General features: G+C 69.2%; 11 protein-coding genes and 1 pseudogene. 7 read left to right on the forward strand and 5 right to left on the reverse strand.

The window, feature by feature from the left end:
• Window positions 1–238 precede the first annotated feature (238 nt).
• Entirely contained in the window at window positions 239–364 is a 126-nt protein-coding gene (locus ACFXGA_RS33910) for a LuxR C-terminal-related transcriptional regulator (RefSeq protein WP_378095160.1), read from the forward strand.
• Between the two features lie 108 nt (window positions 365–472).
• Here ACFXGA_RS33910 and ACFXGA_RS33915 read toward each other — a convergent pair whose 3' ends face one another.
• Window positions 473–1,702, reverse strand: a complete 1,230-nt coding sequence (locus ACFXGA_RS33915) for a hypothetical protein (protein WP_378095136.1) — start codon at window positions 1,700–1,702, stop codon at window positions 473–475.
• Window positions 1,703–2,289: 587 nt separating this feature from the next.
• On the opposite strand from ACFXGA_RS33915, the gene ACFXGA_RS33920 reads away from it, so the two are divergent.
• The 4 genes and pseudogenes from ACFXGA_RS33920 to ACFXGA_RS33935 all read left to right on the forward strand — a co-directional run.
• A complete protein-coding gene (locus ACFXGA_RS33920; protein WP_378095138.1) occupies window positions 2,290–3,594 on the forward strand; it encodes a hypothetical protein in 1,305 nt (434 codons plus the stop codon).
• 28 nt (window positions 3,595–3,622) lie between these two features.
• Window positions 3,623–3,796 carry a hypothetical protein gene (locus ACFXGA_RS33925; protein ID WP_378095140.1) on the forward strand — a complete coding sequence of 58 codons (174 nt, stop codon included), beginning with the start codon at window positions 3,623–3,625 and terminating at the stop codon, window positions 3,794–3,796.
• 365 nt (window positions 3,797–4,161) lie between these two features.
• Window positions 4,162–4,314: a DUF6307 family protein gene (locus tag ACFXGA_RS33930; protein WP_378095142.1), complete on the forward strand. Its 153-nt coding sequence runs from the start codon at window positions 4,162–4,164 to the stop codon at window positions 4,312–4,314.
• Window positions 4,315–4,629: 315 nt separating this feature from the next.
• Window positions 4,630–4,905: pseudogene (locus ACFXGA_RS33935) on the forward strand (DDE-type integrase/transposase/recombinase); the annotation flags it as partial.
• Between the two features lie 485 nt (window positions 4,906–5,390).
• Here ACFXGA_RS33935 and ACFXGA_RS33940 read toward each other — a convergent pair.
• Together ACFXGA_RS33940 and ACFXGA_RS33945 are read right to left on the reverse strand one after the other, a co-directional pair.
• On the reverse strand, window positions 5,391–5,582 hold the full coding sequence (locus ACFXGA_RS33940) for a DUF397 domain-containing protein (protein WP_378095162.1): 192 nt from the start codon (window positions 5,580–5,582) through the stop codon (window positions 5,391–5,393).
• 173 nt (window positions 5,583–5,755) lie between these two features.
• Window positions 5,756–6,640: a helix-turn-helix domain-containing protein gene (locus tag ACFXGA_RS33945; RefSeq protein ID WP_378095144.1), complete on the reverse strand. Its 885-nt coding sequence runs from the start codon at window positions 6,638–6,640 to the stop codon at window positions 5,756–5,758.
• 133 nt (window positions 6,641–6,773) lie between these two features.
• Here ACFXGA_RS33945 and ACFXGA_RS33950 point away from each other — a divergent pair, with 133 nt between their 5' ends.
• Entirely contained in the window at window positions 6,774–8,417 is a 1,644-nt protein-coding gene (locus tag ACFXGA_RS33950; protein WP_378095146.1) for a hypothetical protein, read from the forward strand.
• 2 nt (window positions 8,418–8,419) lie between these two features.
• Here ACFXGA_RS33950 and ACFXGA_RS33955 read toward each other — a convergent pair whose 3' ends face one another.
• Window positions 8,420–10,510, reverse strand: a complete 2,091-nt coding sequence (locus tag ACFXGA_RS33955; protein ID WP_378095148.1) for an NB-ARC domain-containing protein — start codon at window positions 10,508–10,510, stop codon at window positions 8,420–8,422.
• 879 nt (window positions 10,511–11,389) lie between these two features.
• Here ACFXGA_RS33955 and ACFXGA_RS33960 point away from each other — a divergent pair.
• The gene (locus tag ACFXGA_RS33960) at window positions 11,390–11,683 is read left to right on the forward strand and encodes a hypothetical protein (protein WP_378095150.1); all 294 of its coding nucleotides are present in this window, start codon (window positions 11,390–11,392) and stop codon (window positions 11,681–11,683) included.
• Window positions 11,684–11,787: 104 nt separating this feature from the next.
• Here ACFXGA_RS33960 and ACFXGA_RS33965 read toward each other — a convergent pair whose 3' ends face one another.
• Window positions 11,788–14,340, reverse strand: coding sequence for an ATP-binding protein (locus tag ACFXGA_RS33965; protein WP_378095152.1), 2,553 nt, complete (start codon window positions 14,338–14,340; stop codon window positions 11,788–11,790).
• Between the last annotated feature and the right edge of the window lie 202 nt (window positions 14,341–14,542).

Below are 14,542 nucleotides of genomic sequence, written 5' to 3' on the forward strand. Positions count from 1 at the left end.
CCTCAAGGGCGCGCGTGCAGCACCGGAACCGGTACGTCGCCGAGTCGCGGGCCGCGCTGCGGGCCGCGCATGACGCGTTCGACGCCTTCACCCTGCGCCCCTGGGCCGAACGCGCCCGCGCCGAACTGCGTGCCGCCGGCGAGCAGTCCGAGCGGCCGTCGGCGCGGGCACTCGACGCCCTCACCCGCAGGAACTCCAGATCGCCCAGCTCGCGGCGGAGGGCAACTCCAACCGCGGAATCGGCCAACGCCTGTTCATCTCCCACCGCACGGTCGGCTACCACCTGCACCGGATGTTCCCCAAGCTCGGCATCACCTCCCGCGCCCAACTCGCCGGCATCATCCCCGATCTCGTCCCCACCTGACCGCTGTGCCCAGGTGGTGCTCGAAGACCCCATGCACATCCCCGACGTCGGCGGGGATCGGCCTGGACGCCGCCGAGGTGATCCGACGGCGCCCGGCCGGTCACCGCGTCAGCCGACCGTGATCTGGCTCGTCCAAGCGTTCAGGAGCGTCTGGACCGGCGTGTAGGTGCAGTTCCCGTAGGCGTCACCGCCCGCGATGATGCCGACCGCGATCACACCCCCCTGCCCGTCGTGCGCGAACACGGGCCCGCCGCTGTCGCCGGGTTGGCACAGGCTGCCGCCGGCCGTGGGAGTGACCATCTGCTGACCGCAGTTGATCTCCCCGTTGAAGTTCTCATAGCTGTAGCACCGTTCACCCGGACCGTTCAGGAATCCCGTTTGCAAGCCGCTGAACGATCCGTTGAAGATCACCCGGCAACCCTGGCATGAGTAGGACGTGCCGCGCACAGCGAGGGAATAGTCGCCGTCGTCGAGGAGATTGCCGTGGGCCCACATGCGGCCGCCGTAGTCGACGCCACCGATCAGGCCGCCGTCGAGGCCGCCGCCGCCGAACCTCCGGAACTGCATCGTTCCGAAGTTCGTGTAGCCGACGCCCCGGTTGCGGGTTCCCCCTGAGGACGTCATAGCCGCGTAGGTGGTTCCCACCTGCCCGCAATGGCCGGCTGTGAGGGCGTAACGCGTGCCGTGGGCATTGGTCACGGAGAAGCCGTAGGTGCAAGCGCCATCCACGTTGCCGTAGCGGATGCCTCCGTAGAACGGCGAACTGTCGTTGAACCTTCCGGACATCCCCTTGAGCCGCTTCTCGACGTGGAGCGACACCGCGTCGCCGAACTCGGTCCGCACCGCCGACTCCACCTCGGCGGTCAGCTCGGTCACGCCGACGGTCACCCGGTTCGTCGCCGGGTCGATACCGTAGGAAGCCAACGTGGATGCCAGCGCCTCGGTGCCCGGGATGGCGTCCGCGACTTTCTTCAGGTCGGCGGTGCTGCGCTCGGCGGGCACCACCTTCGCCGCGATCTTCTCCAGGCTCGCCTCATGCCTGAGGGCGCCGGTGTCGGCGTTCGCCTCACGGCCCTTCACCACGTGGATCGTGACGTCGGCGGGGCCGTTCGTGCTGATGCCCGCGAAGACGTCCGGCCGGCTGTCCACCCTTGCCCTGATGCGGTCCAACGCGGCGAGCCGCCGTGCATCCTCCTTGTCCGCCTCCGACCAGGCGTTGGCGTCGATGACGTCCCGCACCGGCGCGACGCCTTTGCCCGGAGCCGGTGCGGCGACAGCCGACGCGGTGCCGGAAACGAGCGATATGGCAACCAAAGCGTAAAGTGCCGACCTCTTCACAGATCCACCCGATCTCGACTGGAGAATGGGACAGTATGAGGTCCGGACCCCTGCGCGACGCTATACCAGCGCCTTTCCCCGGTCAACGAAATCGTCCTGCGGTGAGTCGTCGCGGTCTCGCGGGCGGGACACGGCCACGACCGCAGACGTGGCCGTCCACCTCTTCCGAGAGGTGTCGCCGGCGGCATGTCCCGCCGGCGGTACCGCCGGTCAATCCGGGAGCAGACACGACTTCAGGGTCTGCGCCGTTCGAGCGCACCTGGAAAATAGTGTTCGCGTTCGCAGCTCCATCCCTCTAGAGTCCCTCTCGGGCGGATGGGGCGGCCGATCCGGGGGTGTCCTTTTTCGGGGGTGGCTTCGGCGTGTGTGCGTGTTACGTGCCATCCCGTCCACTTACCCGTGACGCTGCCACCCACCCCGCATTCGGCATGCACAGAGATGGGCAGTGAGAGGGACAAACAAAATACTTTAGTCGCTGAACCGTTGCCTGGTAAGCAGATCGCCGCACACCCGCCCGGTTCGGCGTGCCACTGCGTCGAAGCCGCCGACGGCCGATCCCGTCGGAACGCGAAAACAAGGGAGGAACTGTGTTGCACAGACGCGCCTTCACCATCGTCACGGCAGTTGTGCTCGGGTTGACCGCGCTCGCACCGGGTGCCAACTCGGCGCCGGCCGAGATGCAGGACGAGGCCGCCTGGGTCTTGGCGGAAGAGGACGCGGGCGCGGTCCGCGCGTACGTGGAACAGCACCCGCAGGACTTCTCGGGCTTCTGGCTCGACCGGACCCGGAACAGGTTCGTGGTGGCCGTCCCCGAAGGGCTCGACGTCGCACCGCGGACCGGTGCGCTGCGGCGGTTGGCGCCTGTCCGGGTGACCTCCGCCCACGCCGCGCCGGTGGAGGTCCAGCGGCGGCCGGCATCGCTGGCCGTGCTGAACGACGCCCTCGCCAAGGTCGGCGACAAGCTGAGGGAGGTCGCACCGGCCGCGTCACCGGTCAACTCCTGGTACGCGGACGAGCAACTGGGCAAGGTCGTGGTCAAGGTCAGCGAAGACGTCGCCGGCGCCACCGCGTCCGTTGCCGGGTTGGTCGACGCCGACCTGGTTTCGGTCGTCCCGGAGAAGGGCCGCAACACCACCCACAACGCGGTCGTGTCGGTGCAGGAGCCGGTGAAAGCGGTGCGGGTCACCCGAGCCCGGGTGGACGAGCTGAACGCGATGGCCTACCCCGGCCCCGACCGCGAGTACGACCACCTCCCGTTCTACACCGGCAACAGGATCATCCGGTGGGACGAGGGCCGGGTCAGCTGGTGCAGCAGCGCCGCGGTCAACTACGCGCGGACGCACATGTACACGGCAGGGCACTGCTTCGTCGTCGGGGAGGAGATCCTCCAGGGTTACTACGACCAGCCCACCAACACGGTCTACTACTCCGACGAGATCGGCCCGGTCGTGTCGTCGCAGTGGGGCAACAACCGCATCGACGCCCAGTCGGTCAGCACGACCAAGTACACCAACCGCCAATACCACGGGACCGTCACGACGCCGACCAACCTGATGCAGTTCAAGGACACCTCCTCCTTCGTCGGGATGCGCGTGTGCGGCAACGGCTCGGTGAGCGGGACGCGGTGCGCGGGCGAACTCGTCCGGACGAACGTCTGCGTCTCCTACCCGGACGCCGGCGTCAGCCCGTGCGGCATGTCCGTCGCCCAGTCCCTGACCAACACCCCGCTCAGCCAGCCCGGCGACAGCGGCGGCCCGGTGATCCGGGACAGCACCGGGACCGGCGCGCAGGTGGTCGGCATCATCTCGGGAGGGAACGAGGCGCAGCGCACCTTGTTCTACTCGCCCATCGCTGCGGCCTGCGCCCAGGTCAGCCCGTTCACCTGCGACTGAGCCGCCACACGGGGATAGGATCGAGACCATGGCCCGAACCGTCCCGGTCCGCCGATCAGCCGTCGTGATCACCCTGGCGCTCCTGGTGGCCGCCACCGGTTGCCGCGACGTGGAAGAGGGGAAGACCGTGCCCCCGGGCACGGCCTCCAACCCGTCGATGACCATCTCCCACCTCCCCCCTCCCACCAAGACGAGCCCTTAAGCGGTGGGCCAGGCTCGACGCGGTTGCGTTGAGCAGACAGCGCTCACGGCGGCCTGGTTGTGCGGTGCGGGTCGGCGTTGGGTGCGCTCCGAGGCCGGTCCGCACCGCGCCCGGGCGTCAGGACGACTCGGATGGAGGCGTCCGGGCGGACGGTGCCGGGGCCGGCGGTTGGCGTGCCGCGGGCGACGCCAGCCAGGCATGTCCTCCGTGGTTCTCCACGCCGGTCGCCGTCGAGCGGCTCACCGGGGTGTAGCGTTGTCGTCATCGGGTCGACTCGTTCGAGTGCGCCCGGACATCCCGCGTCGTGAGACGGCTCCGACATTGTTCGCGTTGAGCCCCGAGGGCGTGGAGAAGGACGGAAACCCATGTCACCCCAGTACGTTTCACGGTACGAAGCACGGGTCGATCTCGTGCGGGCCACGTTGCAGGAGTTGTCCGATCTGGACGCGAAAACCGCGCAGGACGTCGCGGTGCGCGTGGTGCACGTGTTGGACCACCTGCCGGAGAGCGTTCGGTGATCGTGGACGGGTTGTTCAGCCATCCAGAGGTCCGGCAGCCGGTCCCGTCGGCCGATGACGGGCACGAGCCGCTGCTTCTGGAGCCCGGGACGAAGGCGGGTCAGGCGTAGTTCGGTGGGCGGTGGCCTTGGTGGGCGGTGCGGCCGAGGTCGGCCGGGCGCAGGCGGAACACCTGGAGGTCCAGGTCGAAGTACCTGCGGGTCTCGCCCACCCAGGGCATGTCGGCAGGGACGCGGTCGAGTTGGTCCGTTTGTCGGACCGGCCGTTGCGGCAGGTCGCCGACGACGGTCACTGACCAGGCCCGATGTGGTCGCGGTGCCGGCGCCGGACCTGATCGGCCGAGACTTCACCGCCCCGGCACCGGGCCGCCGACCGGTCGCCGACATCACCTACCTGCCCACCCGGCGAGGCTGGCCTTACCCGGCCACCGTGATCGACCTGCACACCCGCGAGGTCGTCGGGCACGCGATGGCCGAGCACACGCGCGCCGAACCGGTCCGCGACGCCCTCGACCTCGCCGCTGGTCGCGGCCTGACCGGCGACGACGCGATCTTCCGCGCCGACGGCGGGACGCGGTACAGCTCCGGGCTGTTCCGCCGCGCGCTCACCGGTGACGGCATCCGGCCGTCGGCGGGGCGGGCCGGGTCCTGCTTCGACAACGTCGTCGCGGAGTCGTTCTTCGCCACCCTCAAGACCGAGATCGGCACCACCGTGCGACCACGCCCGACGCGACGTGTTCGCCTATATCGGCTACTACAACCGCGACCGCCTACATTCCACACTCGACTACCGCGCCCCGCACGAAGCCCGCGTCGGCTACCGTCAAGCACTCACCCTCGTGGCATGAGATCCGGTGTCCGGTTCGCGGGGACAACCTCAGGGGAGTCCGGCAGCCGTGCCATGTTCCAGGTGGGTGAGCGGCGGGTTGTGCTCACCCACCGGGCGACCGGCGTAGGTGTGTCGCTATCGGAACGTCCACGTGGGCGTGGACGTGCGCCCCAGAGTGGTCGTGGTTCTGTGCCGTCGATGTGCACTCCGCCTGGTCGGAGGCGGGTGCGCCGCGGCTCCGCTCGGAGTCAGCGCGGGTGTTGGCCGAGGGGACCGGTCTTGACCGCCGACAGGAAGGTTTGCCACCGGTCGAGCGGGAATGCCAGGTGCGGCCCGTTGCGGTTCCGCGAGTTTCGTACGAAAGCAAGGCCTGTCATGTGTGCGAGCTCCACGCAGTCACCTTGCTGTGGGCCGGAGTTGGAACTCTTGCGCCAGACCATCCCGAATGGGGCCGGCCTGGTGAACTCCGAGTTTGCTCGCTGCTGCACACGTGCCCCCTCCGCTGCAGGCCAGCCGGGTCCCGACTGATGCTATCGCGGAGTTCCAATCGCCTTCTACCGCCGACCGAGGGACATCGGTTGCTCCGTTGTCAGCAGTGGTGGTTCGGGCTCGATCAGGTTGTTCCTCCACTGAAAGATTCGGCCAGGATGCGGTCGATGAAGGCATCCAGTTCGTCCGGTGGGGTGGCTACCTCTTCCAGTTTGATGAACGCTTCCACGTAGCGGCTCGCGTCTTCGGGGCTGTTCTGGATCAGGATGCTCTGAGACTTCCCGGCCTGATCGATGTAGATGGCGTGGTCCTGCTCGTCACCGGGGAACTCGAACACGGTGAAGGCGCTCTCCATGCCCTGGTGCACACCCTTGTCGAAGCCGATGACCTGGATGGAGATGAACGGCAGCCGGTTGATCTCCTTCAATCGCTCGAGCTGCCTCCTCATTGCCTGCGGGCCGCCGATCTGTCGACGCAAGGCCGCTTCGTCCAGGATGAAGAGAGCGCGCTGATCGCCCCGCTTGTAGAACCTCTCCTGGCGCTCCATGCGGATTTCGACGCCGCGTTCGACAGCGTCCTCGTCATGCGGGTTGTAGAGGCTGACGACGGCGCGCGCGTAATCTTCGGTCTGGAGGAGTCCCGGTACGAACAGCGGCTGGAACTGTCGAATCAGCGACGTCGAGTCCTCCATCCCCAAGAAGGTGACGAATGACTGTACCAGTCGAGGGCGATACCGGTCCCACCATGCTCGCTGCTTTCCGGACCTGGCCATTTCGACCAATTCATCGATCCGGCCCTGGTCGCTGACCCCATAGAGCTGCAGTAGTGCGCGCAGATCGGTCACGGAAATTCCTACTGCGCCCGTCTCAATCCTGATCAGCTTGGACAAGGACCAGTCCAAGGAATCTGCCGCGCCCTTCTGGGTCAAACTTGCGGCCTCACGGGCCGTGCGTAGTTCGGCCCTCAACTGGCGTTGTTGGGTGACTGGGTTCCGTCCTTTGTCGATCAAGGGTGCGTCCTCCCGAGGGGCGGGCGGGTGGCACTGGCCACCAAGCCGTATGCTTCCTAGCCAGGCGACACCTGGCTACCATCTGACTGGCAGAATGCTACATGGCAGGTTGCGAGGTGGCGGGGAGGTGGTTGTGAAGATCGACACCGCCCATCCACCCCCGTCACCGCGTCCTCGGCTGCTGCTCGTGGCCCGGAACCTCACCTCGCTCAACCGCATCGGCACGGTGCTGCTGACGCTGATGGGTACCCCGTGGTCGATCGACGCCGTGATCGACGAGGGGTCCAAGTACGCGGACGGCCTGGAGGAACGGCTCCGCGGGCTGCACTTCCGCCGGATCGACTGGGAGCAGGCGCGGGCGATCCGATGGGACGCCATCCTCGCCGCCCACGTCAACGGCAGACTCGCCGAGCTCCAGGGACCCATGCTGGTGGTGGCGCACGGTGCGGGCTACAACCGCCGGCTCTTCAGCTCGACCCACGACGAGACGGTCTCCGCCGGGCTGTCCTGCCACGAGCTCCTCGCCGGCGGGAAGGTGTTCGCCAGGGTGATCGGCCTGTCACACGAGGAGCAACGCGCGCGCCTGTGCTTCGCGGCGCGGTCGCGTGCCAAGGAGATCGGTGACCCGCTGTTCGACCAGATGGTGAGTTCACGCGGGCGGAGGAAGCGGTACCGCAAGATCCTCGGTGTCGGTGACGAGCGCTGCCTGGTCGTGATCAGCTCGACCTGGAACGACCACTCGCTCATGGCCACCCGGGAAGACCTCGTGCGCAGGCTCGTCGCGGAACTGCCTCGCGATCGGTTCCAGGTGGTGCTGGTGCTGCACGTGAATATCTGGGCCGAGCGCACGAGAGCCGCGATCGAAGTGGCCTACGGGAAAGAACTGGCTGCGGGAATGCTGATCATCGCACCGGACGACAGCTGGCAGGCCGCGGTGATCGCGGCGGACGTGCTGATCGGCGACCACGGTTCGGTGGTCTTCTACGCCGGCAGCCTCGGCGTGCCGCTCCTGCTCGCCGCCGACGGCTCCACCGAGGTCGACCCGGCCTCGCCGATCGCCGCACTGCGGGACGAGGCCGACCGGCTCGACGTGTCCGCCGACCTGCGCGTGCAGATCGAGTCCGCGATGCGGCGGCGTGACGAGAACAGGTTCGCGGCGGCAGTCAACCGGATGTTCGGCAACCAAGGCCGGTCGTGGGCGACACTCCGCGACACGCTCCACGACCTGGCGGGAATCGCCCCTCCCGACGGGGAACCGCTCATGGTGCCGATCCCGGATCCGAGCCCGATCCGCGGTTCCTACGAATCGACGGCCTTCAGGGTCAAGACGATCATCGACCCCACGCCGTTCGACCGCCACCTCGAGGTGGAGCGATTCCCCGCCATCCTGGCATCCCCGGACACCAGCCCTCACTCGGTGCTCCTGATCGACACCGAAGAGGTCCACCAACCCTTCATCGAGAACGCCGAGATCGTGGTGAACAGGGACGCTGGGCACTACCGCGAGGCCCGGCAGTGGCTCGTCGACGGCCAGCACGACTGGCCTGGAGCCGCTCTGCTGGTGGCCGTGACGGGCGAGTTGGTCCTGATGCGCTTCACGCCCGACAGCCTGGTGCTGCAAGCGCCTCGCGGCGATCCGGTCCTGCTCGGAGCCGCCATCCACCAGTGGCGCGTGGAAGGATTCCAGATCAACGACGCGGTCGAACTGCGGATAGGGACGAGCGGGGCGGTCCACGTGACCGTGGTGCGGCCGCTGTTGCCGCTGCGGTCGGCCTGAGGTCAGTTCGTCCAGTCCGGGCGCCGTCCCCGGTCGATCCACTCCTGCACGTCGGCGCTGCGTGGGCTCCCGGCGTCGACGTACAGTTCCAGCAGGCGCCGCGCGGCCGTGCGGAACCGAATGGTGTCATGGTTGTCCTGGGCGACACCGACCAGGACCTCGAGCGCCTGTGCCTCCTTGACCGGTTGCTCGCGCTCCCGCGTGGTGACGATCGCCGCCTCCAACTCGGCCGTGGCCTCGTGTTGACGGCGCAGCCTGTGATAGGCCCGCCCCAGGGCGATGTGCACCCTTGCCGCCGCCATCTCGTCACCGAGGCGTTCCATCGTGCGCAGTGCCTCTTCGAGCACGGGTACCGCGCGTTCTTCGAGGCTTGCCCGCACGAGCACGTCACCGAGTTGGTAGGACTGCAGTGCATAAGAGCGTTCGTCGCCGAGCGCGCGCTGCTTGAGCACGAGGTCCTCGAAGACGTCCACCGCTTCCGCGTACCGGCCCTGGTCCCGGTACAGCAAACCGGTCGATTCCAACACCACCGACGTGGCCTGCGGATCGTCTCCCGCCAGTCGCCGCGCGATCTCCAGTTGCCGGCCCGCGGCGCCGAACTCGTGGAGTTCGATGTGCGCACGGGCTAGCTGGTTGCGCATGCGGACTTCGGCGGTCACGTCATCGCACCGCTGTGCCGCACGCACCCCCAGCTCATGCGATTCGATCCAGTCCGCGTAGTTCTTGTGGCTGTGGTAGAGAGCCCAAAGCGATTCGCACATCTTCCACACGACGTCGTGCGAACCGAGTTTGTCCGCGGCGCGCATGGCCGCCAACAAATTCGTCCGTTCCACGACAAGCCACGCCATTCCGGACGCGGCGTCGAATCGCCCCGACCACCCGGTGAGGTCGTGGCTGCCGCGACGCCACCTGTTCCCGAGGACAGCCCGATCAGCCGCGGCGGCACCGGTGGCGTACCAGTCGACGAATCGGTGGAGCGTGGCCTCGCGCTGCTCGGCCGGGTCATCCGTTTCCGCCCGTCCGCGGGCGTGCAGGCGCACGAGGTCGTGGAACCGGTAGCGATCCCCGTCCAACTGCTCCACCAGGTTGGCGGCGCACAGCAGCTCCAGGTCCGCCTCGGCGGAGAACGCCGGTGTCGCGCCGGCGACCACGGCGACGTCACCGCCGAACTCGGGACCGGGGTGCAGGCCGAGGCGCCGGTACAGGATCTGCGCGGACTCGCGCAGGTCGGCGTAGGCGGTGTCGAACATGTGCTTCACCGGACTTCCCCCCGGATCGATGGTCAGGCGGTCGAGCCGTTCCCGGTCGTCGGAGAGGTGGCGTACGAGCCCGGCGGGTGACCAGCGTGGTTGTGCCAGTCGGGCCCCGGCGACGCTGAGCGCCAGCGGGAGACCCTCGCAGAGGCGCACGAGTTCCCGGATGCTCGCCTGGTCCTGCTCGGCCGCGGGGGACATCAGTCGGGTTACGAGGCGCTCGCCCTCATCGGCGTTGAACGGCGTCAGGTCGATGAACTGGGCACCGTCGATGGCCAAACCGTTGAGCCTGCGCCTGCTGGTGCCGACGATCACGCTGCCGCGCCCGGCGGGTGACAGGGCGCGCACCTGCGCCGGCTCGTCGACGTCGTCCAGCACGACGAGCAGGCGGGCGTGGGCGGTCAGGCTGCGGAACAGCGCCACCCGCTCCGGGTACTGGGTCGGGAGGTACTGCTGGTGCACCCCGAGCGATCGCAGGAAGAACGCGACGATCTCGCCCGTGGCGACCCCGTCGCGATGGCGGTACTCCGCGACGTTGGCGTAGAGCAACCCGTCGCCGAACCTGGAGTGGTTGGTGTGAGCCCAGTGCAGCGCCAGGGCCGACTTGCCCACGCCGGCCATGCCGCTGAGCGCGAGGATTGTCGGCCTGGTGCCCCCGCGATCCACCGCCTCGTCCATCAGGCGCAGTTGGACGGCACGGTTGACGAAGGCGTGCGGGGCGGGTGGTAGCTGCATGGGCGCGTGGTGCGGTGCCGATGTGACGATGTTCAGTTCGCCTATGGACGAGGCCTGGATGACGTTGCCCACCGACGATCCGGTGACATCATTGCGTGGGGCCATGTGCCCACCCTCCGACTGGCCTCGCCGACAGCCGAGGAGCGGCACGACGTCCACGCCTCGACAGAGGTGCGGATGAGTATGGCATCAGATGACACTCGCCGGGAGCTTTTCCGGTCAAGAGAGCACCCGGAACAAGTTCACCCGTCCGGTGGTGTAATGGTGTGACTGAGGCGAAAGTTAACATAGATTACACCTCATTTGTGGGCAACTGTCACCCAGTGAATCGTCCAGTCGATACAACGTGTTGCGCAACTCCGCCGAGTCGAGCCACATCACCTGTTCGGGCAGTACCGATGCTCGGTCGAGTGACTGAGCCCTCGTGATACCGAACCGTCCGAGTCCGCACTAGTGCGACTTCTCGTCACGGGTCAACAGCGAGGTGCGCTGTCGGGCGCACGACCGCCGGGTCACCGGAACGGGCCCCGCCCGCAATCGACGTGCGCGTGCGGAAGCGAAGGGTGCGTCGGGTACCGGCGGCAACCGGATCCTCCGGTCGGACCGCACTGCGGGCACGGGTCGGATGTCGTCCCGGGCGGAACGCCGACGCCCGCATTTCCCGGGACGCCCGACGAACTGCCGGGACGGGCTGCGGGACCGACGGCGTCATCGGTCGAACAGGCGGCCAGGCACAATACCTCAGCTCCGACCTCGGGACAGAGGCAGGGCGCTGGCTGGTGGATCATCTACGGCGACGTGACGTGCGACGGCCTCACGTCCTGATCTCGGCCGGCCATGAGCACACGGATCGGCAGAGCTGTTGTGCAGAGCGCTTACGCGCCAGTCTCGACCCGTCTCCGTCACCATCGACGACACCTGCGATTTCAGCCGCTCAGCGCGTACAACGCGGCTCAGGCCCACGACCGATCAGCCTTCGCACGGGTGGCTCGCCTGGACGCCGTCTTCTGTACCAGCGACGACATGGCACTGGGCGTCGTCGGCGCACTTCGTGAGACCGCCTCGTCGAACACCGAGGAGACCATCGTCATCGGCGTCGACGGAATCCCGAAGACCTTGAACATGATCGCCACCGGCGGCAGTCCTCTGTGGGTGACAATCCTTCCGGGACTCCCACCGCCTCGCGGAAAGCGCTGTCGAAATCTCCAAAGGATGGTCGACGGCCGCACAACGATGAAGCGCGCCATTCTCAAGCCGAGGGTGTTCGAAGGCATTTGAAGAGTTGCGTCCGCAGGCGGCCGAACCCGACGTGGGGGGCACTCCCCGGTTGCGCGGAGAATGTGTTCTCCGGCCTGCGATCCAGCGGTCGCACGCGATGACCTTCAGCCGTCTTCCAGCTTGGCGCGCAGGTCGTCGGCGGCGGGGTCGCCCAACGACTCGAAGACCTCCAGCGCCTGCTGCCACGCCTCACGCGCCGCCCGGACGTCGCCCGCTGCCGCGTGGATGTCGCCCAACTGGGTCAGGGTCTTGGCCCGGTGCGAGTCGTTGCCGGATTCCCGCCACAGCTCCATCGCCCGGCGGTGGTAGGCGATGGCCTCGTCGTGCAGACCCAATCCCGCCTTGGCGAAACCCATGCTGTCGAGGGTGTCGGCCTCGCCCTGCCGGTCGCCCAACGCGTGCAGCAGCTCCAGCGCTCGGCTGCACTGCTCCAGCGCGTGGTCGTAGTGGCCCAGGCGCGCCTCGAACCACCCGATGGCGCTGAGCGTCCTGGCCTCCACGGTGCGGTTGCCCGTCCGACGGTAGAGCTCCAGCGCTTCGTGTGCCCGGTCGATCGCCTCGGCGGGCATGCCGAAGCGGTCCAGGACGACGGCCGTCGAGTAGCGCGCGATGGCTTCGCCCTCCACGTCGCCGATCTCGTGGAACGCCGTCGCGGCCCGCGTCAGCTCGGCCAGCGACTCGTCGCGTCGCCCGAGGTTGGCGTAGGCGTTGCCGAGCAGGCGGTGCGTCACCGCCCGGGCGGCCACATCGCCGAGCCGCCGCGTCGCAGCCATCGCGGTGCCCAGGCACGCGACCAGGTCACGCCAATGGCCGTACCAGTACAGGTACGACGCGAACGTCCACGGCAGCTGCCAGGCGTGCACGTCCAGGCCGGTGGTCGCGGCGCGGTCGACGGCGGCCAGCACGCAGGCGTACTCGGTCGTGAACCACGCCGCCGCCTGCCGCCGCGACGGGATCGGCCGCACCACCGCGCCCGGCACCGGCGGCGCGAGCGTGACGGGGTGGCGGAACGGCTCGATCGCCAGCGACGCGGTGAACCCCGTGTGCAGGTAGTGGTCCAGCACCCGCAGGACGGCGGCGTCACGGTCGGCCGGGTCCTCCTCGGCCAGTTCCGCCGCGTACGCGCGCAGCAGGTCGTGGCACCGGAACCGGCCAGGCTGGTGCTCCTCCAGCAGGTGCGCCCGGGTCAGCTCGGCCGCCACCCGCCGGGTGGACGACACGTCCGCGCCGATCAACGACGCCGCGGCGTGCAGGCCGGTGTCCGGCCCCGGCGCCACGCCGAGCAGCCGGAACAGCCGCGCGGCCGGCGCCGAGAGCGTGCGGCAGGACCAGGAGAACACCGCGCGCAAACTGGTCCGCGGGTCGCCGGCGTCCAGCACGTCCAGCCGATCCTGCTCGTCGCCCAACTCGTCCGCGAGGGCCCGCAGCGGCACGTGCCGCGCCGCGCCCGCCCGCGCCGCCGTCACGGCCAGCGCCAGCGGCAGCCGCGCGCACCGCTCGACCAGCAACCGGACCGCCTCCGGCTCGGCCGCCGCCCGCTGCCCGCCCAGCCGCAGCGCGAGCAGTGCCTCCGCCTCCTCGTCGTCGGGCACCGCCAGGGGCACGGGGTGCGCGCCTTCCTCGGTGACCAGGCTGGTGAGCCGGTCGCGGCTGGTCACCACCACCCGGCTGGGCGAGTCCCCACCGGGGAGCAGCGGCCGCACGTGCTCGGCGTCCGCCGCGTTGTCCAGCACGATCAGCATCCGCCGGGTCGCCACCCGGCTGCGGTACAGCGCCGCCTGGGCGTGCAGGTCCACCGGGATCGAGTCGGGCGGCACACCCAAGGCGTCGAGGAACCCGCGCACCGCCTCGGCGGGCAGCAACGGCGCCGAGATCGGGTCGACCCCGCGCAGGTTCACGTAGAGCTGCCCGTCGGGGAAGTGCCCGGCGTTGCGGTGCGCCCAGTGCAGCGCCAGAGCGGTCTTGCCCACGCCGGCCATCCCGTCGATCACGGCCGTCGGCGTGTCGTGCAGCAACACGTCGAGCGCGTCCAACTCGACGTGCCGCCCGCTGAACCGCGGGGTGTGCGCGGGGAGTTGGCGCGGCACCGCGCCGTTGTCCGGTGGGCGCGGCTCGCCCGGCACACGCACCCAGGCCGTGCCGGTGGTCTCCTTGACCGTGAACCGGACCCGGCGGAACGCGTCCGGCTCGCTGGCCGGGCTGTGCCGCACGACCTCGTCGTGGAACCAGTCCGAGACGACCAGCACGAGCGGTGCGGCCGACTCGCCGAGCGCGGCCTTCACCGGTGGGGCGTCGAGCAAGCGGAACGTGTGGTTGACCGCGACCCCGACGACCCCGTGGTCGTCGAACTGCACCTCGCCCGCGTGCACCGCCACCCGCAGCCGCATCCGCTCCGCCGCCCCGCGCCCGGCGTTGTGCCCCCGCACCTCGGCGAGCAGCGCGTCCGGCAGCACCTCGGTGAACAGGGCCTTCACCACGTCCGGCGGGGCCAGCACGAGCACACCGTCACCCCGGTCCTCGTGGTGGCACGCCTCCCACGGGATGCCGCACGCCCGGAACGCCGAGAGCAAGGCCGAGTACAGCCCGTCGCGCACCGCGACCCGGTCACGGTTGGAGCGGCCCTGATCGCCGAAGCCGGCGACGTCGACAGCCAGCACGGTGCGATGGACGGCAGGCTTCACACCCACGCTATCGGCCCGAACGGGTACTACGTTCCCCCGCGACGAGACACTGTTCGGCCGCCTGCCGATCACGGCACGGCAGCCGGCGGCCCCAAGCCCGTTCGCCGGCCGACCCCGCCGCTCCCCCCGCAAACGCCCCGCGGGGGTGTCGCGGCGGCCGGGGCGGGCCCCGCGGCGT

The sequence above is a fragment of the Actinosynnema sp. NPDC059335 genome, from assembly GCF_042752395.1.
Taxonomy (GTDB): Bacteria; Actinomycetota; Actinomycetes; order Mycobacteriales; family Pseudonocardiaceae; genus Actinosynnema.

Excerpts from the sequence above, each read along its gene's own strand:
- ACFXGA_RS33930 (WP_378095142.1), top strand. The coding sequence starts at position 4,162 with ATGTCACCCCAGTACGTTTCACGGTACGAAGCACGGGTCGATCTCGTG.
- ACFXGA_RS33940 (WP_378095162.1), bottom strand. The coding sequence starts at position 5,582 with ATGGTCTGGCGCAAGAGTTCCAACTCCGGCCCACAGCAAGGTGACTGC.
- ACFXGA_RS33955 (WP_378095148.1), bottom strand. The coding sequence starts at position 10,510 with ATGGCCCCACGCAATGATGTCACCGGATCGTCGGTGGGCAACGTCATC.
- ACFXGA_RS33925 (WP_378095140.1), top strand. The coding sequence starts at position 3,623 with ATGGCCCGAACCGTCCCGGTCCGCCGATCAGCCGTCGTGATCACCCTG.